This window comes from Thermaerobacillus caldiproteolyticus (genome assembly GCF_015326725.1).
GTDB lineage: Bacteria > Bacillota > Bacilli > Bacillales > Anoxybacillaceae > Thermaerobacillus > Thermaerobacillus caldiproteolyticus.
In genome coordinates this window covers 2509158-2532803 of the sequence record NZ_CP064060.1, presented here as the reverse complement: position 1 = coordinate 2532803, position 23646 = coordinate 2509158, and the positions used below count along the sequence as shown (strand labels likewise).

Below are 23646 nucleotides of genomic sequence, written 5' to 3'. Positions count from 1 at the left end.
CCAATCAGACCGTGTTAGAGCCAATGGCTAATTAGCAATCCAAGTGCTAATAAACAGCCGAATTGTGTGTTTGTTTGTGCAGTTGCTTTCATCGCTGGCATCATATCAATTGGCTGCGTTTTTCCGATAAATCCTTTAGCGGCAGCAATTGCTTTTGGAACGCTAAAAAAGACGAGTAATGTCCACGGAGAGACGACATGTAAGACAACTAAACCGACCATCCAAATAAAGGATACCGTGAACATGCCTGCTAGAATGCGAATTGCGTTGATACGGCCGACTAAAATCGCCAGCGTCTTCCGCCCATTTTTTTTATCGCCATCAAGGTCGCGGATATTATTGGCTAATAAAATCGCCCCAACTAAAATCGCAATTGGAATCGAAACGAAAATGGCAACGCTTGTTATCTCTCCTGTTTGAATAAAGAATGAAATTAAAATAATCAAAAGTCCCATAAAAAAACCTGCAGCTAGTTCCCCAAATGGTGTATATGCAATCGGCACCGGACCGCCTGTATAAAAGTATCCAGCGGCCATACAGATGGAGCCAACGAGAGCGAGCCACCAGCTGCTGTTCATACAAATGTACACACCGATGAGCATAGCGACGGCAAAGAAGGAGATCGCTAGGGACAATACAGTTTTCGGATGAACTCCTTCACGAACAATCGCTCCCCCAATGCCGACCGATTCAGGGGAATCAAGCCCTCGCTTGTAATCATAATACTCATTAAACATATTAGTTGCCGCTTGAATTAACAAAGAAGCGACAAGCATCGCGATAAACAATGAAACGCGAATGGACGTTTCATGAAAGGCTAATGCTGTACCAATAGAGACCGGAACAAAAGCCGCTGTTAATGTATGCGGACGCGTCAACCTCCACCAAACACGCCAATCTCGCCGATATTTTAACATGGATGAATGATGGTTTGTTTGCAACGGTGATTGCATATTCATACCCCTTATATTAGGATAAAAGAAAAGTAGTGCTCAAAAAACATTCACAATAAGTGTAGGGAAACGTTCAAAAAGTGTCAACCCCTTACGAATAGATAAATCATTTCCTATTATATATAATGAGAAGTAGATCGTGTTTTCAATTTTAAGTAATACAAGAAAGCGGGATTACAGTGGCGACTTTATATCAACATAAAATTCAAGAGCAATTGTATATGATAGGAAAAACAGCTAGTCAACCGTTTTTTAGTTGGAGCCAAGAAATAGACGACGTAGATCCTTTTCATTTTTTTGCCTTAGGGGAAACGTGTTCTTTTCGTCAACGGTTTTATTGGTCCGATCGATCCAATGAAACGGTTTATGTTGGACTTGGCTGTACATACTCGATCGAGACAACAGGAAATGAGCATCGCTTTCATATGGTTGAATCGGAATGGAAGCGTTTTACGGAGAAGGTAATGACTCACCATAATGGAACGGAAGCCGCTCCTTTACTATTTGGTGGGTTTTCGTTTGACCCATTAAAGCGAAAAACAGAGCGGTGGGCTCACTTTCCTGATGCGAAGTTAATCGTTCCGGCGGTATTGCTATCGGTAAAAAAAGGACGTATGACATTAACAATTACAGTACCTTCTCAAAATCATGAACAAATTATTGAAAAGATCGGTCAACTACTTACTTTGTTATATAATGGACAAGATTCGTTAATGGCTCTTTCAGCTTCATGTCAAACATACGAAGAAATGGCGAAACATGAATGGATTTCTGCCGTGCAAAAAGCCATTCATGATATTCGTGAAGGCGAGTTGGATAAAGTTGTGTTGGCAAGGGAAGCTCGTTTATGGTTTGACGATAGAATCGAGCCGAGCGTTGTCTTGCAACGACTGCGGGAGCAACAGCCATTAAGTTATCTTTTTGCCTTTGAGGATAAAGGAAACTGTTTTGTAGGAGCGTCACCTGAGCAGCTTGTAAAAAGAGAAGGAATGACATGTTATTCAACATGTTTAGCTGGTTCGATTCGCAGAGGAAAAACGGTAAAGGAAGATGAGCAACTCGGACGGTGGCTATTACAAGATGAGAAAAATCTTCGTGAGCATCGTTTCGTGGTTGATATGATTAAAGAAGCAATGATGGAAGTGTGCGAGAATGTGCGGATTCCGTCCGAACCGCAATTGTTAAAAATGCGAGATATTCAACATTTATATACCCCTGTTATCGGTGAAAGTCGTCATGCTGTTTCGCTGTTTTCGCTTGTGGAACGGCTGCATCCAACCCCCGCCTTAGGAGGGACACCACGTGAGAAAGCGCTCAAAGAAATTCGCGAAATCGAGCCGCTAGATCGAGGATGGTATGCGGCTCCGATCGGCTGGATCGACACAGCAGGAAACGGTGAGTTTGCTGTCGCCATTCGTTCCGGTCTGTTGCAGGGAAAAGAAGTTTCGATTTTTGCTGGATGCGGGATTGTTGGCGATTCTGAACCGCTCAGCGAATATGAAGAAACGAGAGTAAAATTCAAACCAATGTTGTCCGCGTTAGGAGTGGAACAAGATGAATGAAGATTTAACACTATATGTAGCAGCATTCGTTGATGAAATGGTGAAAGTGGGAGTGAAAGACGTTGTTGTGAGTCCGGGGTCACGCTCGACCCCTTTTGCCATTGTCATGGCCGAACACCCGAAAATGCGTGTACATATGAACATTGATGAAAGATCAGCAGCTTTTTTTGCGCTTGGAATGGCAAAAACAAAACGGAAACCTGTAGCGCTTCTTTGTACGTCAGGAACAGCTGTGGCGAACTATTTACCAGCTGTTGTCGAGGCGTACTATTCACGGGTACCGCTCATTGTATTAACGGCGGATCGTCCACATGAACTTCGCGACGTTGGTGCTCCGCAGGCGATTGACCAGATTCATATTTATGGAAAGCATGCGAAATGGTTTGTTGAAATGGCACTTCCAGAAAAATCAGTGGAGATGTTGCGCTATGCGCGTACTATGGCGGCGAGAGCAGCGGCGGTAGCGATGAGCGCGCCTTCGGGTCCCGTTCATCTTAATTTTCCTTTTCGAGAACCGCTTGTGCCGACGATTACCGAACAGACGTGGGAACAAATCGAGGCGAAAGAGTCTTCTTATATCGATGTTTCTATTGGAAAAAGAACGCTTGAGAATGAACAGTTTCAACAGCTGTATGAGCAACTGGCTCGCGTTGAAAAAGGAATAATTATTTGTGGAGAGATGGACAAGCCTGGATTTGCCGAGGCAGTTACAATGCTTGCAAAAACACTGGATTATCCGATTTTAGCTGATCCGCTTTCCCAGCTTCGCAACGGAATGCATTCGAAAGAGTATATTATTGACAGCTATGATGCCATTTTAAAGGATGAGAAAATCGCTTCATCGCTGTTGCCGGATGTGGTAATCCGTTTTGGTGCTATGCCGGTTTCAAAGTCGCTGTTTCTCCTGTTAAAATATCATCCAGCGATTACGCAAATTGTCGTTGATGGAGAAGGCGGCTGGCGTGACCCGACGCTGATGGCTTCTCAAATGGTATATTGTGATGAGATCGAATTTTGCAACCGATTAGTAGAATTAGGTGCTCAAAAGAGAAGAGGAAGCGAATGGGCGACGACATGGCAAACTGTAAACAAAATCGCGAAGGAAACACTTCTTGAAGCTGGAAAAGAAGAACAGCTATTTGAAGGAAAAGTATTTATTGAGCTTTCTGAATTACTTCCGGAGCATTCGGTTTTATTTGTCGGCAACAGTATGCCAATACGTGATGCCGATACGTTTTTTATGACGAGTGATAAGCAAATTCGTGTGATAGCGAATCGAGGTGTGAATGGAATTGATGGTGTTGTATCCAGCGCGTTAGGTGCAAGCACTGTGACCGAGCCTCTTGTACTCGTTATTGGTGATCTTTCGTTTTATCACGATTTAAATGGATTATTAGCGGCCAAGTTGCATCGTTTGAATGCTACTATTATTGTCGTTAACAATAATGGGGGAGGCATTTTCTCATTTTTACCGCAAGCAACACAAGAAAAACATTTTGAAACATTGTTCGGTACGCCAACCGATTTACAGTTTGAACATGTTGTACGGATGTACGAGGGAGATTATCGAAAAGTTGAAACATGGGATGAATTTCGTCATCATGTAAAACATTCTATCGAAACGAACGGATTGCACGTTATCGAGTTATGCACATCTCGACAAGACAATGTCATGAAACATCGTCTTTTGTGGGAAAGTGTTTCCCGGGAAATAGGAGAATTTCTCGAAAAAAGGGGAAAATCATGAATATTTTAGTAAACGGTGTTTCTTATCATGTTGAAGTGTACGGAGAAGGAGAACCACTTTTATTGTTGCATGGATTTACGGGAAGTACAGAAACGTGGAAACCTTTCCTTTCGCAATGGAAACAGTGGCAGCTAATTTTAGTTGATATTGTTGGTCACGGTTTGACCGATTCTCCGAATGAAGTGGAACGTTACGAAATCGATCGGGTGGCTGCCGATCTTGATGTAATATTGCAGCATTTATATGTTCAAGCAACCAATGTATTAGGCTATTCAATGGGCGGGCGGCTTGCTCTTACGTTTGCGGTTCTTTATCCTCATCGCGTGAAGAAATTAATTTTAGAAAGTAGCTCACCCGGACTGAGAACCTTGGAAGAAAGACTTGTGCGTGTAAAAAGTGATGAAGCGTTAGCGAGAGACATTGAGCAGTATGGTATTGAACAATTTGTTGAAAAATGGGAAAGCATCCCGCTTTTTGCCTCACAAAAACGGTTGTCACCTGAAGTGCAGCAACAACTTCGCGCTGAACGGTTAAAAAATAATGCTAAAGGCTTGGCAAATAGTTTACGTGGTATGGGAACAGGGAAGCAGCCTTCATGGTGGGAACATCTGTCAGAAGTAAAGGTACCAACATTGCTTATTTGCGGCGAATTAGATAGAAAGTTTTGTGAAATTGCTATGGAAATGGCTCAACTTCTCCCCCATTCCTATATTGCGAAAATTTCCGGAGCAGGCCATGCAATTCATGTGGAACAACGGCAGATTTTTGCTAAAATAGTAAATGAGTTTATCGAAAAAGGAGGAAGAGCTTGATGGCGATTGAGTGGGTAGCGGAACGTCAGTACGAAGACATTTTGTACGAGACATACAACGGCATTGCGAAAATTACAATTAACCGCCCGGAAGTACATAATGCGTTCCGTCCGAAAACAGTAGCAGAATTAATTGACGCGTTTTCATACGCGCGCGATGATTCTAAAATTGGGGTTATCATTTTAACGGGAGCAGGTGGAAAAGCATTCTGCTCTGGCGGTGACCAAAAAGTACGCGGTCATGGTGGATATGTTGGAGAAGATCAAATTCCGCGTTTAAATGTGTTAGACTTGCAACGTTTAATCCGCGTTATTCCAAAGCCTGTTATTGCGATGGTAGCAGGTTATGCCATTGGCGGTGGTCACGTTTTACACGTTGTGTGTGATTTAACGATTGCTGCTGACAACGCCATTTTTGGACAAACTGGCCCAAAAGTGGGCAGCTTCGACGGCGGATATGGTGCAGGGTATTTAGCTCGCATTGTTGGTCATAAAAAAGCGCGCGAAATTTGGTATTTATGCCGTCAATACAACGCACAAGAAGCGTTGGAAATGGGACTTGTCAACAAAGTCGTGCCGTTAGAGCAATTAGAAGAAGAAACGGTAAAATGGGCGGAAGAAATTTTAGAGAAAAGCCCAACGGCAATTCGATTCTTAAAAGCGGCATTTAATGCGGATTCCGACGGTTTAGCAGGTATCCAGCAACTCGCTGGCGATGCGACATTGCTTTTCTATACAACAGACGAAGCGAAAGAAGGAAGAGACGCGTTCAAAGAAAAGCGCAAGCCAGACTTCAAACAATTCCCGCGTTTCCCATAAGAAAAACGGGAGCAGACGCGTTTCATTGTCTCTTAGTTGTATTTGGAGTTCGTTTATGCTGATAAGACAGCTTGATGATTTTCATCAAGCTGTTTCTTTGTATCGAAAAAGGAGAGGTTTTTTATGCAGACATCGATTCCGAACTGGTTAATGCAACGGGCGTTTTTAACTCCTGAGCGCATCGCCGTCCAAGATGAACGAGGACAAAAGACGTTTGCAGAGCTTCATGAAGCTGTGGTAACAAGGGCTCGCCAATTGGCAAGTCTAGGAGTTCGTAAAGGTGATATCGTTGCATTATTAATGAAAAATAGCATTGCCATGATTGAAACGATTCATGCTCTTCACTATATTGGAGCGACTGTGTTACTACAAAATACAAGGTTAACTTCTCATGAACTACTGTGGCAATTGGAAGATAGCGGGGCGAAATTTTGGTTTTTTGATGATGAATTCGAGAAGTGTGCGAATGAAATATCGACGATTCAAATGATGAAAACGAGCGAGCTGTCTATGTTGCCGGAGCAGGAATGCGAATTTCAACACGAATATCATTTCGATGATGTGGCAACGATTATGTATACCTCAGGAACGACAGGAACACCAAAAGGAGTGCTGCAAACATACGGAAACCATTGGTGGAGTGCCATTGGCTCAGTTCTGAATTTAGGGCTTTACGAAAACGATTGCTGGCTGGCTGCTGTTCCATTTTTCCATATTAGTGGACTGTCAATTATTATGCGAAGTGTCATTTACGGGATGAGCATGTATGTAATGAATCGATTTGATGCAGGCAAAGCAAATGACATCATTATGAATGGAAATATCACAGTTATGTCCGTCGTTAGCTCCATGTTACAACAAATGATTGCTGAGCTTGGCGATCGGACATACCCGAACACGTTTCGCTGCATGTTGCTCGGAGGAGGACCTGCTCCTCAACCGCTGTTAGAGGCATGTCGTGATAAAGGCATTCCTGTTTATCAAACATATGGAATGACCGAAACGGCATCGCAAATTGTTACACTTGCCCCAGAATATAGCATTACAAAGCTTGGATCTGCTGGAAAACCGCTGTTTCCAGCACAAATTCGTATCGAAAACGAGGGACAAATCGTCCGTCCGTATGAGCCAGGAGAAATTGTTGTGAAAGGACCAAATGTTACAAAAGGATATTTACATCGTCCAGAAGCAACAAAAAGAGCAATTCGTGACGGATGGTTTTATACAGGTGATATCGGTTACGTCGATGACGAAGGGTTTCTTTATGTATTAGACCGCCGTTCAGATTTAATTATTTCTGGCGGGGAGAACGTGTATCCGGCAGAAATCGAGGCGGTGCTGCTTTCTCATGAAGCTGTTGAAGAAGCGGGAGTAACGGGAATTTCAGACGAAAAATGGGGACAAGTGCCATGTGCGTTTATTAAGTTAAAAGAGGGATATTCAGTCAACGTCTCACAAGTAAAAGCGTTTTGCCAAGAGCGGTTAGCGAAATATAAAGTGCCAAAACACATTTACTTTGTTGATGAATTGCCACGAAATGCTGCAAAGAAACTATTGCGGCGCCAGCTATTACAACTTATTCCAAAGAGTGAGGAGACATGATGAACATTAAAAGAGTAACATTGTACCATGTGTCGATGAATTTATTGTCTCCTTTTGTGACGAGTCTAGAGACGGTGCAACAACGAGAAACGATCATTGTCGAAGTCGAAGATAATGATGGAGCAACTGGTTGGGGTGAGGTGGTTGCCTTTTCTTCCCCTTGGTATACAGAAGAAACAGTCAAAACAAGCTGGCATATGCTCGAGGATTTTTTGATTCCGAAAGTACTCGCCAAAGAAATTCATCATCCAAGCGATGTGACCACCTTATGCTCAAGTATTAAACGCAACTATATGGCGAAAGCCGGACTGGAAACAGCGATATGGGATCTTTTTGCCAAAAAACAGGGCGTTTCACTTTCTCAACTCATTGGCGGTACCCGTTCAACGATTGAGGTAGGGGTTGCTGTCGGAGCAAGAAGCATAGACGACTGTTTACGGCAGATCGAGCGTTATGTACAAGAGGGGTATCGACGAATCAAAATAAAAATCAAACCGGAAAACGACTACGAATGGTTAAAAGAAATCCGGCGCCATTTTCCAACTATTTCACTAATGGTTGATGCCAATTCTGCTTATACATTGAACGATTTGCAACAATTACAAGCACTTGATGAATTTCAATTGCTTATGATTGAACAGCCGCTTGCTGCCGATGATATCGTTGATCATGCCGTGCTGCAAAAACAAATGACCACGCCGATTTGTTTAGATGAAAGCATTGTAACGTGTGAAGATGCGCGCAAAGCGATCGAACTTGGGAGCTGCAAGGTCATTAATATTAAAATTGGACGTGTCGGCGGTATGAATGAAGCGAAAAAGATTCATGATTTATGTCAAGCGAAAGGAATCGCAGTTTGGTGCGGAGGAATGCTTGAGATGGGAATTTCACGTGCGCATAATATCGCTCTTGCCTCCTTGCCTCATTTTACGATTCCGGGAGATATTTCTGCTTCGTCACGTTACTGGGAGGAAGATATTATTATTCCAGAAGTCGTTGTAAAAAACGGAATGGTCGAAGTTCCAAAGCAAGCAGGAATTGGTGTTTCCATTCATCGAAAACGCTTAGAGGAAATCACACTCTATAAACGAACGTATACGGCATCATGAGGCTGCTTCCAATAAAAGGAACAGCCTCGTGGTTTTTGGAAAGGGACTTTTTATTCCATCAATCCTAATTCAATTGCCCGGTGAGCAATGAGCTTTTCTACTTCTTTTGGTAAGTCGTCCAATGTTCCAAATTCATATTGCCACAGGTTTGTAAATGAGTCGACGCAGATAGGAAATGTCATCTGATTGGTACGTTTTACTTCCTCTTTAAACGCATTAATTAAGCTTTCTTTTTTCATCATTGTACGTCGCCTCTCTTTTGCAACTTTATGTAAAAAGGCGCCTTTAACCATGAAATGGTTAAAGGCCATTGTTCATGACTACGCTTCATTAGCAGGAATGAAGGTTTTACAGTCTGTTTCGGTAGAGTCGGAAGCCATTGTTCCAACGTGGCTAACGACATAAATCGATTCAGCACTGCACTTATTTCCTTGTGCCCAATATTGACAATTTTTTACTTCACAGAGAACATCTTTTGCCATGCTTTATTCCCTCCATTGATAAGTAAAATCATGATTAGTTTGCATGTTTTAAAAAAAGTTATAACGGAAACAATAAGTAATTTTATTGAGAATGTTTATCATTATGATTGACATAGATAATCATTCTCAATTAGAATAAAAGTAACGATGAAATAGATGGAGGGACATAGCGATGTCATCTTTACTAGTGGTAGGAGCAGATCACTTAGGAACGATTACAGATAAATTAATGAGTTCAGGATTTAACGAGATCATTCATCTTGATGGACGAAAGGTAAATATGGTGAAAAGAGGCATCCCAGAACATATTGATCTGATTTTAGTAATGACAGACTATGTGAATCATAATTTAGCGAAAGTGATTAAGCAAAAAGCGAAAAACCAAGAAAAGCCGATTTATTTTGTCAAACGTTCATGGAGCTCAATTCATCCTGTGATTCAAAAAATGAAAGTAAGGAAGGCAAATTAAATAAATGCGCGTGGAGGTACATAAAATGAGGGCGGTAAGCTATCACCTTCATAAGGAATGGCAACAAGTTGTCGAAAGAGCCGTTCAAAACATCATTATTCAATATTATCAAGCAGCTCCTTCATTACGTTCTGTGTCATTCATTTTAACGCTTGTAGAAAAACAGTGGAAGCATATTAAGCAAAATGTATTTGATTCTCCCCTTCATTACTATACAGTGCTCGCTAAAACAACGGATCATCTTTTGCAATTTTTACACCCGCTTTTTGAGAAGCAATGTTCTCCATTGCTTTTATTTGAAAGAATCAAATGTAAGTCCAAATGGAGGAAAACGTATGTAGATATTGATATGGCGTACATTGATAACGGAGAATGGATCATTCGCAAATTCCTGTTAGAAGAGGATGAAACATTTTGCCGTCACTATAAACAAATGATATTAACAGCATGTCCACAAAAATTTGGCTTCCTTCCTAGAAAAATTGAATTTTGTTCGCTTCTTAACGGTACAAGACATATTGAATGCTTATCGTCTTTGAGTGCTTTTCATCGTGTGTCAAAAATAAAGTTATTTACGTGTGGCAGGGATTTTGATTAAAATAAATAAATGAGAATGAAAATCGTTTTTTATCATATAGGGGGAGTCATTATGAAACAGAAACCGTGGAAGGTAATGACAGCAACGGCGCTCATGTCTTCCTTATTGCTTACCTCTGCTTGTACGTCCGACCACGAATCAACAGGAAGCAATAAAAAAGAAAAGGGAACGACGGCGAATATCGAAGTGCCAGTGACAGATTATACGTTTGATACGGCCGGTAATATGTTTGCTTATTCGGAATTTGAGCTATCGGGAGAACCACTAGCGGAAGGGTTAGGACTTGATTTAGATGTATTGGATGCTCGAAAATTAGACAAACCTACAAAGTTTGACTATACGGCTGGCATTGAATCGTACGAATATTCGGAGGAAGCGATGTATGAGGTCACGGAAAAGTCAGGGTTAGGGCTTCATTTAATTCATGGTCCGGTAACCGAACAGTGGGCGAAAAAAGTACATAAATGGAATGACGAAGCATTAGCTGATCGGTTTTACGAGTTAGCCGATAGCGTCGGTTATCCGCGCGAGGAGATTTTTCGAAATATGTTTCCGACGATGATTGAGTATGCGAGCGGCGACCCTCACTACGCTCAGAAAGTGGATACAGAGGTATACTCGGAAAACGATGATAAAACGTACGTACCAGTTTACCAAGTAGATTTTCAATCGTTGCGCTGGAATCGCGATAAAATGGACAAAATATTAACTCCATCTGCCTACGGGGCCGTATTTTTAAAACAAGCGCTCTGGGCAGGAGATTTTTTAGGCGGATTTCATACGGTTGACAAAGATGAAGAGCTGGAAGCAAAGACACCGAACGATGACAAAGATAAGAATATTGCGCTAGGGGTCAGTTCCGCCGATGGTATGCAAGGAATGATTTTGACCGAAGAGATTTGGAACAAATTAAACTTTGTGCGTGATCATTTATTTTACAATGCGAAACAACAAACACTAACGAAAGCAACTGGAAGCCACTACGATCCTGCAAAAGGATTCGTCTATTTGCCGCATAGAATTCAAGTTGTTGAGGACGGAAACGAGTTAGCGCCAAATGTCAAACAATTGGTCGTGGAAGATCAGCGAAGCTTGCTTCAAGACCAATGGCTCATGCTTTGGCCGGCCTCTGAATTTTACGGCATAACAGATCAACGACCAGAAAATAAAAACCAAAATCCAGCCTTTTTAGCGGTATTTGATGGAGCGCCATATCCAAGCGCAGCGAAAGAAAATCTTGATAACAATCCATCCAATGATGTTGTGTCTACCGACCCTTATTCTGTGAATCGCGATGTATTATTACAAGTGTTTAAAAATATTGATATGATGCATTTTAATCCAGAAGTAGGAGCGTTTGTCGAAGAGAATAACGGAAATGAACAAGGGAAGCGAATCGACACATTCCAAGCGGGCTATACGATGGAAGCATTGCGCATTTTTGAACGTGCGATCGACGGTCTTCCGGTTGGATATGCAAGCGGAGAAGATGCAAAAGGACTCGGTACAGCGGAAGGGAAACGCGCATTAGAATTGATAAAAAAACAAGCTGACTTTATTGTGACGAAACTGATGAGAAAAGATGGACTAGTTGCTAACGGTTTTGTTATTGGCGAAGGCGTGGAGCAGTCAGAACCTACCTTGCTTGCGCAACTTGGGGCAATACGCGGATTGACAGCGGCCTTTTTAGCGACAAAAGACGAACAATATCGCGATGCGGCACGCACGATTTATGAAGCGATGGATAACCATTTCTGGGACAAACAGCTACATGTTTATAAAACAGGAAAAGACGAAATGAAATATAATCCGTTTGTCGCTGGAGCGCTATCAGGGGTACTCCGCGTGGCGTTAAACAACTTAAATAACACAGAAGCCGATAAACCAATTAAGTCATTAGAAAGGGAAACGATCATTTCACGGTATGTTGATTTTTATGATCGAATTATCGACGGTCCGAGCGTGAAAGAAGGAATGCAAGCAAGCGAATTTTGGGATACTGGCGATGTATATATCAAAGGGGATAAATCCGGGAATACAGATGGTGACCACGTGCCACAAGTACAGGCTGGGCATGGAAAATACGGAATCGCCCCGATTTTACTAAACGTGGAAGTCAAGGAAAAACATTAAAAATAAATGAAAGTTGAGCGGCAATCATTGAGATTTGCCGCTTTTCTTTATATAATGATAATGATTTTCATTTTTTGTTAATTAAAAACGGGGGAGCATGAATTAGGATGAAACGATATTTATTCATTGGGATATTGCTGCTTCTATGGTTAACAGGTTGTCAGGCAAGCCCGGTGTTTGAATCAGAAAAAAAAGTCGTTCGCCATTATCCGGTTCATAGCGATAATATTGCTATGAACCAAAAAGGAGATACGTTATATATAGCTAACATTGATGTCAATTCAGTGACGATTCTTAATACGAAGACGAAAAAGAAGGAAGCTGAAATTCCAGTTGGGAAGGAGCCAAGACAACTTGCATTAAGTCCTGATGAACAATGGCTATACGTCTCATGTATGCATGATGACCGAGTTGATGTCATTTCCCTTAAGGAAAAAAAAGTCGTCGATCACTTAAAAACCGGGATCGAGCCGTTCGGGCTTGTTACAAGCCAAGATGGAAAAACGCTCTATGTCGCCAATTATCGTTCCGGTACGCTATCCGTATTTGATTTAGCAGCAGGAAAAGAGAAAAAAGAAATCAGCATCGGCGATCGTCCGCGCGCGCTAGCGCTGACGGCAGACGGGAAAAAGTTATATGTTACCGAGTATTTAGACGCGAAAATTAGTGTGATTGATACGAAAACAAACCGTGTGATAAAAGAAATTGCGCTTGCTCCATCACCAGATCAAGCTGATCGTAAAAAAAGCCAAGGCATTCCAAATACGCTCGAGCAAATTGTTATTGCTCCGGACGGAAAAAAAGCATATGTGCCTCATTTATTAACGAACATTGACACACCCATTAATTTTGAAGAAACCGTTTTTCCAGCTATCTCTGTCATCGATCTTGAAAAAGACGAAGAGCTAACGGACGAACGTAAGGAATTATTTGCAGAAATCAATGTATCAGATGTAAAAAATGAAACGATCATTGTCTCTAATCCATACGATATCGCTTTTCAACCAGATGGAAGTAAGGCGTATGCGATTATGTCAGGGAGTGAAGATTTAGTTGTATTTGATTTACAACGAGGTGGGAACGCGACACAAATTTTGCGCCGCATTGAAGGGAACAACCCGCGCGGGATTGTCATTTCGCCAGATGGAAAGACGTTGTTTGTGCATAATGCGATGAGCCATGACCTTGCAATAATTCAGACGGGAGGAAAAAGCCCGTATGCAAAAGTGAAAGCGATAAAAGGCACGATCCGTTTAATTGCGAAAGATTCGCTTTCGCCGCTTGTACGTGAAGGAAAAACGATATTTTACAGCGCCAATAGCGATGAATTTGCGACTAATATCACAGGAAATAACTGGATGAGTTGCGCTTCTTGCCACAGCGATGGGGACATTAATAAGTTAACGCTGTTAACACCGAAAGGACCACGAAATGTGCCAAGCAACATTTTAGCGACAAAAACAGGATTGTTTATGTGGGATGGCTCCCGTGATGATTTCACCGACTACATTCATACGGTGCAAAACGAAATGGGAGGAATGATGAATCTCGATCCAGGAAAACCGCTGCCTCCGAAGGTACAACATATGTATGACGCGATACTGGCCTACTTAAATGATCCGAATTCATTTCCTGTTCCGAAAAGTCCGTATCGGAATCGAGATGGCAGTTTGACTGCCAAAGCAAAAGAAGGGGAGAAATTGTTTAACGGAAAAGGGAATTGCCTAAGCTGCCATGGCGGCGAATATTTTACAGACAGTACGAAAGCTGTCGATGCAAAGGGAAATTTAACGACAGCGAATACTGACTATTTACATGATATCGGTACTGCTAATCCACAAGACAAGTCTTCTAAGGGGGATGCACGGGCTCATTTTACGAATCCGCGCACACCAAAACAATGGGATACACCGACATTGCGCGGCGTCTGGGCAACGGCTCCTTACTTGCATGACGGCAGTGCGAAAACGATTGAAGAAGCCATTGAGCGCCATCAAACAAAAGAGGTTGAGACATTGACTCCGGGAGAAATTGCGGCGATTGCCGAATATGTGCGTTCGATTGAGTAGCCACTCTGTCAACCATGCCTAATCGAATTAAGAGAGCGGTTTCCGAAGAAAACGGAGCCGCTTTTTCTATCCTTCGTTTTTTTGTCGGACATAACGTTGGTCTTTCATAAATAAGCGCCAGAAATACACAAAACCTGGAAACAGTATAAGGAATCCAACGATATAAGAAGCAAAAAGAGCGCGAAATGTATTTGGATGAGTAAACCCAGATTGAATCGTGACATCGGGGTAGATCATATATGGTAAATGCGCTTTTCCGTATGCATAGCTCGCTAGAAAGTATTGAATGACAATCGCTACAACGGCAAGGCGTGGACGACCACGCATCTCTTTATGCTTTGTTGATGGTAAAAATAGGGCAATCCCAGCGACAAAAAACATAAGTACCGAGCCGATCAGCCAAGGTAAGTAATTCATCATTTTCTCATACAACCATGTCGTTTCTCTTTGCATCGTAAGCATAATAAACAGTGCCATTAACAATGATATTGGTCCAAGGATAAGAGCATCGCGACGATAAATACGATAGGCATCGTTCTCATCAGCGACGTTCGAATAATCCGCTAGCAATAACGAAGAAAGAAAAAGCGTACTCGAAATCGCGAATCCGATAAACGCGTACTCGTGCGGACTCGTTAATAATCGACTTATATTTAATGCCGGGGTTCCGTTTTTCATTTCGATAAATTCCCCATGTGTAATCGGCAATACGCTAATGAGTAGTGCCGGAATAATAATGCCTGTAATTCCAGAAATGTAGGTAAGTGCTTTTTCATACTCTTTTGTAATATGAGCAAACACGAGAAAAGCACTGCGAATCGCAAGAAGAAGCAAAATAATGCTGCCAGGGACCAGCAATACTGTTCCTAATAAAAATGTGGCCCCCGGAAAAAAGCTGACAAGGGCGACGACAATCGCAACGATAAAGACATTTGTGACTTCCCATGTCGGAGATAAATAACGGTTTGCGATGTTGGTAGCTTTTGTTTTTTCTTGATTGATATACACCATCGACCAAAACCCAGCGCCAAAGTCCATTGTCGCCATTACCGCATAGATGAAAATAAATCCCCATATTAAAGTAATCGCAATAAGCTCGTTTGTCATTGATCTTTCTCTCCTTCCTACATTTGAAGGGAGCCTTCATTCGGCTTTTCTTCTAAATCATTTGCCACAGGATGTCGGCGGAAGTAATAGCGTAACACGAGAACGACAGCAATGCTTAAGATGATATAAACGGCAACGAAAAGGACAAATAATGTGGCTAAGTTTCCGGTTTGCGTCACGGCATTTTCTGTTTTCATCATCCGATAAATAACCCACGGTTGTCTTCCTGTACAAGCGAAAATCCATCCAAACTCAATGCCGAGTACAGAAAGCGGGCCGGCTGCAATAAAACACCACATTAGCCAGTGCGGAAATGTAGGCCGTTTCATGATTTTATTCCATCCAAAACCAATAATAGAAAGAAGGATGAGCAGAAATCCAATCCCGACCATTGCATTAAATAATGTATGAACGAATAGAGGAGGCCACCATTCCTTTGGAAAGTCGTTCAACCCCCTGACAACCGTATCAAAGCTGTTGCCAGCTAAAAAACTTAATGCCCATGGAATTTCAATCGCCCATTTGACCGACTCTGTCTCTCGATCTGTATAGCCGCCGATGGCAAGAGGAGCATGGGACTGTGTCTCAAATAGTCCTTCTGCAGCCGCTAGTTTCTCTGGTTGATATTTGTGGAGTAGCTGCGCAGACTCGTGACCGTTTAACGCGGTCAACAAAGAGAAAATACCACCAACAGTTAAGGATAGCATTAACGCTTTACGATGAAATCGATATACTCTTTCATGATGTTTCGTTCGTAACATGTGATAGGCGGCGATCGAGGCAAGAACGAATGCCCCCGTCATAAAAGCGGAAAGCACAACATGCCCCGCGGTGACAAAAAAGCTTGGATTAAAAAAAGCAACCCAAGGATCGACGTCGACGATTTCCCCATTTTCAATCCGGAATCCTGCGGGTGTTCCTTCGAACGCGTGCACGTTTGTAATTAAAATCGCAGAGGCGCTGGCGCCAATCGCAATAAGTGTAACACTCAAAATCCTCATAGCTGGTGAAATGCGATCAGCTGCATATACGTAAATTGACATAAATAGCGCTTCGATGAAAAAGGCATAAATTTCAATTTGAAACGGAAGAGACATCACTTTCCCGATAACTTCCATAAATCCGGGCCATAACAGCGATAATTGGACACCGGCAATAGTTCCAGACGGGATGGCTACTCCCAGCAACACAGCCAGTCCCTTCGTCCACCGTTTTGCCATTACTGCATAGTCGCGGTCCTTCGTTTTTTGATAAAGAAGTTCGGCAAATAAAATCATAAGTGGAATCCCCACACCGAGCGTAGCAAAAATAATATGAAACGCCATTGTTGTTCCGAACAAGCTTCGTGCGATGACTAAATCATCCATTGAGAAGACATTCCTTTCCTTAATTTGATGATTAATCCCTATTGTCCACATTTTTCTAAAAAATATTCTCAATGCAGTCTAAATTACAGGATGTATATTGCTTGCTAAAATACTTTTCCAAAAGCGTACCCATTATGATTTGAGTTTTTAAGGAGGATCAAGTGTGCAACAGGGGGATGAGCAGCATTTTCAAGAGGATTATGTCAAAATTTATGAATACTGGAATGATGAACACGCTGTAGAAGAGCTAGAGAAAATTGATTATTGGTTTTGCACCCGACAAAAAATTATTGGACTTATGTTACGGCGAAGGAAGACATAGCAGATGGTTTGCCAAAAAAGGACTACACGTTGTCGGTGTTGATTTGTCGCAAACATTGCTTCGTATTGCCAAAAGCAAGCCGATGGATCATATTCGATGTCGGGAAGATTTTGTTATGTTGTTACTCTTTTTTTGCAAGTTTTAGTTATTTTGATAAAGATGAGGAAAATGAACTTGTGATTCGCAATATAAGCAATGCATGAAAAAGAGGAGGCATTTTTCATTCGATCATTTGAATCCCGGCTATCTCAAGAAGAATTTAATTCTATTTTCCTGTGAACAAAGAGAAGGATTAGATATTACGCAGTATCGAAAAATCAACAAAAACGTCGTCATAAAAACATTATTGTGAAGGACATCAAAGGCGAAAGGACATATCAAGAAAAGGTAAAAATGTATAAAATGGCTGAGATGTTTGCTAAGTATGTTTTTCATATTTTACATGTTTTTGGCGACTATGGCGGTCAAACATAAAAGAAATCTGAGTCACCACGGATGATTTTTGTGTGTCAGAAGCGTTGACAGGTGATTTGAATTTCATGTAGAATAAATTTGTTCGGTAAATCGTAATCATTACGATTAATTATAGAGATTGAGGAGGAGCACGAGAAAATGAAACCGGGCATTCACCCTAATTATCAAAAAGTTGTATTTATGGATGTAAACAGCGGTTATAAATTTTTAAGCGGTTCGACAAAAACGTCGAATGAAACCATCGAATGGGAAGACGGGAATACATATCCGCTTATCAAAGTAGAAATAAGCTCTGATACGCATCCGTTCTACACAGGTAAGCAAAAATTTGCTGAGCGCGGCGGCCGTGCAGAACGTTTTATGCAAAAATACAATATGAAACAAAAATGACGAAAAAGCTGTTGACGTTGTTTCAACAGCTTTTTTTATCTTAAAGTATATAGAGGGAGAGAGAAGGATGGCTACATGGGATTTTTCGAAAATGAAGCATCATATTTTCATTTGCAATGGCTCGAGCTGCATGAGAAGCGGCGGAGAAGAAGTGACGCAAGCTATACGCAATGAAATTTCCATGCAAGGTGCTGATGATTTGATTCACACAACGCGAACAGGATGTAACGGGAGATGCCAAGATGCTTGTGTCGTTATTGTCTATCCAGATGGAACATAGTACAAGAATATGGATGAACAAACAGCAAAAGAACTCGTTCGAGGCTTAGCAGATGGCCGTGTCTACAATAAGCATGTTTCTCATTATTACAAGAACGGAGTATTCCAGAGAACAGAAGGTACTGTGAGCGGAAAAAGAAAACATGTACAATAAAAACAGACTAAATGGATTATTAAGACCTAAAAATCTTAAAGGTAAGCAAGTCATATTTAATATGTTTGCTTACCTTTTATTTTTGTCAAACGCTATGAAGAAACTTTATTTCTTATACATTAGGCTCTGTTAAAGAACATGGTCGATTCTTATTGAACGATCCTGAAAATTAGTATTTTCATTCTTCTGATGGTGCCGCATCAATGCGGCATGGTTGTCTTCCATGGAAGAACGAATTACCTTTCCTCATCTGTGGTGCCGCGAAGTGATGCATGAGTGGCTAACGAAGCAGTTTAGTTGAACAAGATAGAAGGTAATATCGGACTTATGCAGAAAAGGGATTATATAAATTATCTATTAAGTGGTGATCTCGATGAAAAGTAATATAAATAAAATACATATTATTGGCTCGGTGGGAAGCGGGAAAACAACATTAGCAAGAACTCTATCGTCTAAGCTAAATATTCCGTTCTACGAATTAGATAACGTTGTTTGGAAAAGGTGTAAATCTGGGGATATAAGAAGAAGTGAAGAAGAAAGAGACGAATGTTTGAATCATATAATTCATTCTGCTGCTTGGATTGTAGAAGGTGTTCATCATAAATGGGTACTTCCAAGTTTTCAGAATGCAGAATTGATTATATTTTTAGATACAGACTACTCTAAAAGGACATTTAGAATTATAAAGAGATTTATTTTACAAAAAATTGGGCTTGAAAAAGCAAACTATAAACCCACTTTTAAAATATTTATGAAGATGTTTGAGTGGAATTATTATTTTGAGAACGAAAGCAAACCAGAAATATTAAACATGTTAAGCCAATACAATGACAAGTTGATCATTCTAAAGGATAACACCGAGATTAAAAAATATTTTGCCTCCTTTGGAAGAATGAATTAACTTCCATCATCTGTGATGAAGCTCGCTTCAAGGATGGCTGACGGAACCTTTACTTCAAGAAGAAGTAAGGCCATTTTATTGTACTAACCGAGGTGAGTTAGTTTAAGAAAGAATAAGTAAGTATAAGAGTAAAGCTTTATGGGAGGTTACAATGAAAGAACCTTTCTTATTTGTAATTCTTTTGGTTTCAATTTTGGTCGGATGTAGTGATAAACACATTTTTCTTTCCGGGGAAAGTGAGAACTGGAAAGGAGAATACTCTGCAAACATTAGTGGTAATAGGGAAGATGGAAATTACCTTTTTGGTTATAAAAATGGAGAAAAGGATACTAAATTTAAGAACCTAGAGATTGTCATTAATGACGGTAACGGCGAAACTGTTCGAAAGGAAGATATACATAAAGGAGCAACCATTCGAATATCCTCTTCTTGTTCTGGGTGTGCAGTAACTAGGGAAGATGAACCTATAAAAGTTACTATAAAGTGGGATGACAAAAATGAAGAAACTTTTTATGTAAAATGAGTTAAGTCCTATTATTCAACTAAAGGTGCGATAGTTAACGAAGAGACGATTTTATTGTTCTCTGGGACATTGGGGTATTGAATTCAAAAATTAAACAACTCATGTTTTTAACGCCGTTCGAAAATTGAACGGTGTTTTGCATTTTGGGGTAAATGACTTTTTTGCTCATGAACATTTAACAGAGCTATATTAACAAAGTAAAAGTTTTGCTTTGATCTCGAATTTTTTAATCCTTAATCTAGATATATTCACTAACATGGCATCTTTTGCTGTTATTCTCGAAAAGAACCTCTTGCACCCTCATAGGTCTTCACCATCTAAAGTCTTTTTAGAGACCTCGCTACGCTACCAGCTATGGGCTATGTTTTTCCCCTTTTAAGAGTTATTTAATATCTACATTCTCAATCTAATATGTATGAAAAAAGAGGATATATGCTCTTATATTGAACATATTATCCTCTAATCATTATAGTATAGTTAATCGTGATAGGCTGGTTTAGTGTAATGCTTTTTTCAACACTTCCAAGTTTTCTTTCATAATCGTGATATAGTCCTTATTTTTCTTAATATCTTCATTTGTTAATGCTTCTAAGTTATGGAGGTGGAGAGCTTCTGCGCCAATTTCGTTTTTAACGACTTCCGCTACTTTCGGAGTTACGTTTTGCTCAAAGAGAATATATTTAATGTCATGTTGTTTGGCTGTTTTAATAATGTTCGCCAGTTCTTTTTGCGAAGGTTCGTTTGTCGGTGAAAGACCAGCAACGCTTAATTGTTCAATGCCATATCTTTTTTCCCAATAACCGTAGGCTGCATGGGAAACGAGAATTTCTTTTTTCGGTGACTCTTTTACTACCGCTTGGAATTGTTGGTCAAGATCTTCTAATTGTTGTTTTAAGGACGCGAAGTTTTTCTCAAATGTGTCCTTTGCTTCCGGTTTTAATTCTACTAGCGCATTTTTAATATTTTCTGCAATCGTAATGCAAAGCACAGGGTCTAGCCAAACATGCGGATCTTTATCACCGTGATGATGTTCATCGTTGTGTTCGTCTTCAGCTTCGACGTCATGTTCGTGAGTGGAATCGAGAAACTTGATTCCTTTCGCGGCCTCAACTAATTTTACATCTTCATTTTTTAATGTTTTCGTCGTTTGATCGACAAATCCTTCCATTCCTTGGCCGATATAAATGAATGCATCGGCATCAGCAAGGTCTTTCATCGTTTTTGTTGTTGGCTCAAACGTATGCGCTTCGACTCCCGGAGGGTATACGCTTTGTGCTTTTACATATTTGCCTCCGATTTTCTCTGCAAAGTCCTTCAATGGATAAACGGTTGTATAAATCGTTAAAACATCTTTTGCTTTTTCCGTTGTCTGTTCTTGATTGTTTTCAGCATTGCAACCATACAAAAAAGCGGAGACAACAAGTAAAAGGGATAAAATAAATGCTTTTGTTTTCATGTTAAGCCCCTTTCTCTATAATTGGTTTGACAAGCAAATTCCTTTGCTATTATATCGTAACAATTACGATTTGAGAACTAGAATCATTTATTGGGAAACAGTAAATTCAGGAAGCGGATCCAGAAATGTTGCCCAATTTTGATTCATTTCCTCCTCTGTCAGCAAACACTCATCTAAAGACGTTTCAATTTCTTGGAGATTCATGTCGATACCGATAAAGACGAGTTCCGTCATGCGATCCCCATATGTTTCATCCCACTTAGCGAGCAACTCAGGGTCCTCTTTAAGAATTTGTTGGCGTTCCGTTTCTGGATAAACCGCGACCCATTCACCAGCTCCCTGAATCATGATGGATGTTCCCGCTTGTGATAAAAGACAGCACATGTTATTTCTTGAAGCAAGCCAGAAAAAGCCTTTTGCGCGGACAACTTCAACTGGCCAATTTTCGAGCCAATTCATGAAACGTTCTGGATGGAACGGACGTCTTCTGCGATAAACAAATGAAGAGATGCCATACTCTTCTGTTTCTGGAGTATGTTCTTCATTCAATTCTTTCATCCAGCCTGCAGCTTGACTAGCTTTTTCAAAATCGAATAAATGGGTATTTAAAATTTCGTCCAGTGGTACTTGACCGAATGTCGTTTGTATAATTTTCGCTTCCGGGTTGAGCTTTTTTAACACGCATTCAAGTTCTTTCGCCTCTTCAGGACGAATAAGGTCGACTTTATTTAGTAAAATCACATTGGCAAATTCGATTTGATCAATCAGCAAGTCCGCTACTTCACGTGTATCCGTTTCATCAACAGCTTGTTTTCGATCAAGCAAGCTTTCGCCTGATGCAAAATCAGCCCAAAAGCGGTTGGCGTCGACTACGGTTACCATCGTATCCAAGCGACATTTTTTTGTTAAGTCAATTCCTAGATTTTCGTCAATGTATGTAAATGTTTGTGCTACTGGAATTGGCTCACTAATTCCTGAAGATTCGATGACAATGTAATCAATCCCGCCGGCATCAACTAATCTTTCAACTTCTTTCATTAAATCATCGCGCAATGTACAACAAATACAGCCGTTTTGTATTTGCACGAGTTTTTCTTCCGTGCGGGAAAAACCGCCTTGTTTAACGAGCTCCGCATCAATGTTTACCTCGCTCATATCGTTAACAATGACAGCGATTTTCTTTCCTTCACGATTGTGTAATATGTGATTTAATAATGTTGTTTTTCCAGAGCCTAAATAACCGCTTAATACAGTAATAGGAATTTTGTTCATTTTAGTTTCCTCCTCTCTTTATAAATCGTAATTATTACGATTTAATAGTATCAATCATACAAGAAAATTAGGAAAATGACAACAGCTATGCTATATTATTTTTAAAGCAAGTTCTAGGAGGAGAGGAACAATGAATCTGCTAACAGAAATTCTTGAATACAATAAAAAGTTTGTTGAGAATAGAGAATATAAGAAATATGAAACAACAAAATATCCTGATAAACGGCTTGTTATTTTAACATGTATGGATACAAGACTTGTGGAGCTCTTGCCGCAGGCAATGAACGTGAAAAATGGGGATGTAAAGATTGTAAAGACAGCGGGGGCCATTCTTTCTCATCCGTTTGGCAGTATTATGCGCAGCTTGCTTGTTGCTATTTATGAATTAAAGGCTGATGAAGTCTGTGTAATTGGCCATTATGATTGCGGTATGGGAGCAATTAAAGCGGAAGCGATGCTGGAGAAAATGGTCGCAAGAGGCATTCCTAAAGAGAGACTTGAGATGTTAAAATACTCAGGTGTTGATCTTGAAAATTGGTTGAAAGGCTTTGACTCTGTAGAAGAGAGCGTAAAACATAGCGTGAATATGTTAAAAAATCACCCGCTTTTACCGCCAAATGTCCCTGTGCACGGATTAATTATTGACCCGCATACAGGGAGATTAGATTTAGTTGTTAATGGATACGAACAATAATTTATTTCCGTTTTTCCACCTTTTCAGGAACGGGATCAAACCCGCCTGGATGAAACGGATGGCATTTTAAAATGCGTTTGATTGTCAGCCATCCCCCTTTGATAGCGCCGAATCGTTTCACCGCTTCTAGTCCATAATGAGAGCAGGTTGGATAAAATCGGCATGTTGGTGGTTTTAACGGAGAAATAAAAATTTGGTAAAAGCGTATGAGAGCGATAAATAATTTTTTTAACATTCGCACCACATCCAATAAATAAAATATACTATAAACAATGTATCATAAATGAGAGACAGACATCACATTTGTTGCATTTTAACAATTCATACAAGATAGATGAAAAAAATCGGATTTC

General features: G+C 40.6%; 24 protein-coding genes and 1 pseudogene. 17 read left to right on the top strand and 8 right to left on the bottom strand.

All coding sequences use genetic code 11. The annotated features are described in order from the left end of the window. Positions 1-14: 14 nt before the first annotated feature. Positions 15-953, bottom strand: coding sequence for a 1,4-dihydroxy-2-naphthoate polyprenyltransferase (locus ISX45_RS12675; RefSeq protein ID WP_194519127.1), 939 nt, complete (start codon positions 951-953; stop codon positions 15-17). A 179-nt stretch (positions 954-1132) separates the two neighbouring features. Between ISX45_RS12675 and ISX45_RS12670 the strand changes: the two genes are divergently transcribed. The 6 genes from ISX45_RS12670 to menC all read left to right on the top strand — a co-directional run bounded on the left by ISX45_RS12670 (position 1133) and on the right by menC (position 8603). Beyond that, positions 1133-2515, top strand: a complete 1383-nt coding sequence (locus tag ISX45_RS12670) for an isochorismate synthase (protein WP_194519126.1) — start codon at positions 1133-1135, stop codon at positions 2513-2515. Next, the gene (gene menD / locus ISX45_RS12665; protein ID WP_194519125.1) at positions 2508-4262 is read left to right on the top strand and encodes a 2-succinyl-5-enolpyruvyl-6-hydroxy-3-cyclohexene-1-carboxylic-acid synthase; all 1755 of its coding nucleotides are present in this window, start codon (positions 2508-2510) and stop codon (positions 4260-4262) included. Before ISX45_RS12670 ends, menD begins: the two co-directional genes overlap by 8 nt. Further along, entirely contained in the window at positions 4259-5074 is an 816-nt protein-coding gene (gene menH, locus ISX45_RS12660) for a 2-succinyl-6-hydroxy-2,4-cyclohexadiene-1-carboxylate synthase (protein ID WP_181554820.1), read from the top strand. The genes menD and menH overlap by 4 nt, the downstream gene beginning before the upstream one ends. Next, positions 5074-5892, top strand: coding sequence for a 1,4-dihydroxy-2-naphthoyl-CoA synthase (gene menB / locus ISX45_RS12655; RefSeq protein WP_181554819.1), 819 nt, complete (start codon positions 5074-5076; stop codon positions 5890-5892). Before menH ends, menB begins: the two co-directional genes overlap by 1 nt. 123 nt (positions 5893-6015) lie before the next feature. Further along, entirely contained in the window at positions 6016-7494 is a 1479-nt protein-coding gene (locus ISX45_RS12650) for an o-succinylbenzoate--CoA ligase (protein ID WP_194519124.1), read from the top strand. Beyond that, complete coding sequence (menC, locus tag ISX45_RS12645) at positions 7494-8603, top strand: o-succinylbenzoate synthase (protein ID WP_194520702.1); 1110 nt, start codon at positions 7494-7496, stop codon at positions 8601-8603. The genes ISX45_RS12650 and menC overlap by 1 nt, the downstream gene beginning before the upstream one ends. Before the next feature lie 50 nt (positions 8604-8653). On the opposite strand, the gene ISX45_RS12640 is transcribed toward menC, so the two are convergent. Further along, positions 8654-8845, bottom strand: coding sequence for a hypothetical protein (locus tag ISX45_RS12640; RefSeq protein ID WP_181554816.1), 192 nt, complete (start codon positions 8843-8845; stop codon positions 8654-8656). Positions 8846-8923: 78 nt separating this feature from the next. After that, entirely contained in the window at positions 8924-9085 is a 162-nt protein-coding gene (locus tag ISX45_RS12635; RefSeq protein WP_181554815.1) for a DUF1540 domain-containing protein, read from the bottom strand. A 172-nt stretch (positions 9086-9257) separates the two neighbouring features. On the opposite strand from ISX45_RS12635, the gene ISX45_RS12630 reads away from it, so the two are divergent. The 4 genes from ISX45_RS12630 to ISX45_RS12615 all read left to right on the top strand — a co-directional run bounded on the left by ISX45_RS12630 (position 9258) and on the right by ISX45_RS12615 (position 14354). Then, complete coding sequence (locus tag ISX45_RS12630) at positions 9258-9554, top strand: DUF2325 domain-containing protein (protein ID WP_181554814.1); 297 nt, start codon at positions 9258-9260, stop codon at positions 9552-9554. Between the two features lie 25 nt (positions 9555-9579). Continuing rightward, positions 9580-10152, top strand: coding sequence for a hypothetical protein (locus ISX45_RS12625; protein WP_194519123.1), 573 nt, complete (start codon positions 9580-9582; stop codon positions 10150-10152). 51 nt (positions 10153-10203) lie between these two features. After that, positions 10204-12285, top strand: coding sequence for a hypothetical protein (locus ISX45_RS12620; protein ID WP_194519122.1), 2082 nt, complete (start codon positions 10204-10206; stop codon positions 12283-12285). Between the two features lie 107 nt (positions 12286-12392). After that, positions 12393-14354: a beta-propeller fold lactonase family protein gene (locus ISX45_RS12615; RefSeq protein WP_194519121.1), complete on the top strand. Its 1962-nt coding sequence runs from the start codon at positions 12393-12395 to the stop codon at positions 14352-14354. 66 nt (positions 14355-14420) lie between these two features. Here the strand turns inward: ISX45_RS12615 and ISX45_RS12610 are convergent, their stop codons facing one another. Both ISX45_RS12610 and ISX45_RS12605 read right to left on the bottom strand, forming a co-directional pair. After that, positions 14421-15461 (bottom strand): cytochrome d ubiquinol oxidase subunit II, encoded by a 1041-nt coding sequence (locus ISX45_RS12610; protein ID WP_194519120.1) that lies wholly within the window; start codon positions 15459-15461, stop codon positions 14421-14423. A gap of 17 nt (positions 15462-15478) precedes the next feature. Continuing rightward, positions 15479-16828: a cytochrome ubiquinol oxidase subunit I gene (locus tag ISX45_RS12605; RefSeq protein WP_194519119.1), complete on the bottom strand. Its 1350-nt coding sequence runs from the start codon at positions 16826-16828 to the stop codon at positions 15479-15481. A gap of 163 nt (positions 16829-16991) precedes the next feature. On the opposite strand from ISX45_RS12605, the gene ISX45_RS12600 reads away from it, so the two are divergent. The 6 genes and pseudogenes from ISX45_RS12600 (at position 16992) to ISX45_RS12575 (ending at position 19871) form a co-directional block, all read left to right on the top strand. Then, on the top strand, positions 16992-17150 hold the full coding sequence (locus ISX45_RS12600; protein ID WP_181554808.1) for a hypothetical protein: 159 nt from the start codon (positions 16992-16994) through the stop codon (positions 17148-17150). Then, positions 17086-17295, top strand: a complete 210-nt coding sequence (locus ISX45_RS20295) for a class I SAM-dependent methyltransferase (protein ID WP_194519118.1) — start codon at positions 17086-17088, stop codon at positions 17293-17295. Before ISX45_RS12600 ends, ISX45_RS20295 begins: the two co-directional genes overlap by 65 nt. 467 nt (positions 17296-17762) lie before the next feature. Continuing rightward, positions 17763-18014 (top strand): type B 50S ribosomal protein L31, encoded by a 252-nt coding sequence (locus tag ISX45_RS12590; protein WP_181554806.1) that lies wholly within the window; start codon positions 17763-17765, stop codon positions 18012-18014. A gap of 67 nt (positions 18015-18081) precedes the next feature. Continuing rightward, positions 18082-18291: pseudogene (locus ISX45_RS12585) on the top strand ((2Fe-2S) ferredoxin domain-containing protein); the annotation flags it as partial. A 529-nt stretch (positions 18292-18820) separates the two neighbouring features. Beyond that, entirely contained in the window at positions 18821-19348 is a 528-nt protein-coding gene (locus ISX45_RS12580) for an AAA family ATPase (RefSeq protein WP_194519116.1), read from the top strand. Positions 19349-19499: 151 nt separating this feature from the next. Then, entirely contained in the window at positions 19500-19871 is a 372-nt protein-coding gene (locus ISX45_RS12575) for a hypothetical protein (protein ID WP_194519115.1), read from the top strand. A gap of 496 nt (positions 19872-20367) precedes the next feature. Here the strand turns inward: ISX45_RS12575 and ISX45_RS12570 are convergent, their stop codons facing one another. Both ISX45_RS12570 and ISX45_RS12565 read right to left on the bottom strand, forming a co-directional pair. After that, a complete protein-coding gene (locus ISX45_RS12570) occupies positions 20368-21327 on the bottom strand; it encodes a metal ABC transporter substrate-binding protein (protein WP_181554802.1) in 960 nt (319 codons plus the stop codon). 87 nt (positions 21328-21414) lie between these two features. Then, entirely contained in the window at positions 21415-22599 is a 1185-nt protein-coding gene (locus ISX45_RS12565) for a GTP-binding protein (RefSeq protein ID WP_194519114.1), read from the bottom strand. A 130-nt stretch (positions 22600-22729) separates the two neighbouring features. Here ISX45_RS12565 and ISX45_RS12560 point away from each other — a divergent pair, with 130 nt between their 5' ends. Then, a complete protein-coding gene (locus ISX45_RS12560) occupies positions 22730-23293 on the top strand; it encodes a beta-class carbonic anhydrase (RefSeq protein ID WP_181554800.1) in 564 nt (187 codons plus the stop codon). Position 23294: 1 nt separating this feature from the next. On the opposite strand, the gene yidD is transcribed toward ISX45_RS12560, so the two are convergent. Then, positions 23295-23528 carry a membrane protein insertion efficiency factor YidD gene (gene yidD, locus ISX45_RS12555; RefSeq protein ID WP_181554799.1) on the bottom strand — a complete coding sequence of 78 codons (234 nt, stop codon included), beginning with the start codon at positions 23526-23528 and terminating at the stop codon, positions 23295-23297. Between the last annotated feature and the right edge of the window lie 118 nt (positions 23529-23646).

Excerpts from the sequence above, each read along its gene's own strand:
- ISX45_RS12615 (WP_194519121.1), top strand. The coding sequence starts at position 12,393 with ATGAAACGATATTTATTCATTGGGATATTGCTGCTTCTATGGTTAACA.
- ISX45_RS12575 (WP_194519115.1), top strand. The coding sequence starts at position 19,500 with ATGAAAGAACCTTTCTTATTTGTAATTCTTTTGGTTTCAATTTTGGTC.
- ISX45_RS12635 (WP_181554815.1), bottom strand. The coding sequence starts at position 9,085 with ATGGCAAAAGATGTTCTCTGTGAAGTAAAAAATTGTCAATATTGGGCA.
- ISX45_RS12565 (WP_194519114.1), bottom strand. The coding sequence starts at position 22,599 with ATGAACAAAATTCCTATTACTGTATTAAGCGGTTATTTAGGCTCTGGA.
- ISX45_RS12650 (WP_194519124.1), top strand. The coding sequence starts at position 6,016 with ATGCAGACATCGATTCCGAACTGGTTAATGCAACGGGCGTTTTTAACT.
- ISX45_RS12620 (WP_194519122.1), top strand. The coding sequence starts at position 10,204 with ATGAAACAGAAACCGTGGAAGGTAATGACAGCAACGGCGCTCATGTCT.
- menC (WP_194520702.1), top strand. The coding sequence starts at position 7,494 with ATGAACATTAAAAGAGTAACATTGTACCATGTGTCGATGAATTTATTG.
- ISX45_RS12590 (WP_181554806.1), top strand. The coding sequence starts at position 17,763 with ATGAAACCGGGCATTCACCCTAATTATCAAAAAGTTGTATTTATGGAT.
- menB (WP_181554819.1), top strand. The coding sequence starts at position 5,074 with ATGGCGATTGAGTGGGTAGCGGAACGTCAGTACGAAGACATTTTGTAC.
- ISX45_RS12640 (WP_181554816.1), bottom strand. The coding sequence starts at position 8,845 with ATGATGAAAAAAGAAAGCTTAATTAATGCGTTTAAAGAGGAAGTAAAA.
- yidD (WP_181554799.1), bottom strand. The coding sequence starts at position 23,528 with ATGTTAAAAAAATTATTTATCGCTCTCATACGCTTTTACCAAATTTTT.
- menH (WP_181554820.1), top strand. The coding sequence starts at position 4,259 with ATGAATATTTTAGTAAACGGTGTTTCTTATCATGTTGAAGTGTACGGA.
- ISX45_RS12630 (WP_181554814.1), top strand. The coding sequence starts at position 9,258 with ATGTCATCTTTACTAGTGGTAGGAGCAGATCACTTAGGAACGATTACA.
- ISX45_RS12580 (WP_194519116.1), top strand. The coding sequence starts at position 18,821 with ATGAAAAGTAATATAAATAAAATACATATTATTGGCTCGGTGGGAAGC.
- ISX45_RS12675 (WP_194519127.1), bottom strand. The coding sequence starts at position 953 with ATGCAATCACCGTTGCAAACAAACCATCATTCATCCATGTTAAAATAT.
- ISX45_RS12610 (WP_194519120.1), bottom strand. The coding sequence starts at position 15,461 with ATGACAAACGAGCTTATTGCGATTACTTTAATATGGGGATTTATTTTC.
- ISX45_RS12570 (WP_181554802.1), bottom strand. The coding sequence starts at position 21,327 with ATGAAAACAAAAGCATTTATTTTATCCCTTTTACTTGTTGTCTCCGCT.
- menD (WP_194519125.1), top strand. The coding sequence starts at position 2,508 with ATGAATGAAGATTTAACACTATATGTAGCAGCATTCGTTGATGAAATG.
- ISX45_RS12560 (WP_181554800.1), top strand. The coding sequence starts at position 22,730 with ATGAATCTGCTAACAGAAATTCTTGAATACAATAAAAAGTTTGTTGAG.
- ISX45_RS12605 (WP_194519119.1), bottom strand. The coding sequence starts at position 16,828 with ATGGATGATTTAGTCATCGCACGAAGCTTGTTCGGAACAACAATGGCG.
- ISX45_RS12625 (WP_194519123.1), top strand. The coding sequence starts at position 9,580 with ATGAGGGCGGTAAGCTATCACCTTCATAAGGAATGGCAACAAGTTGTC.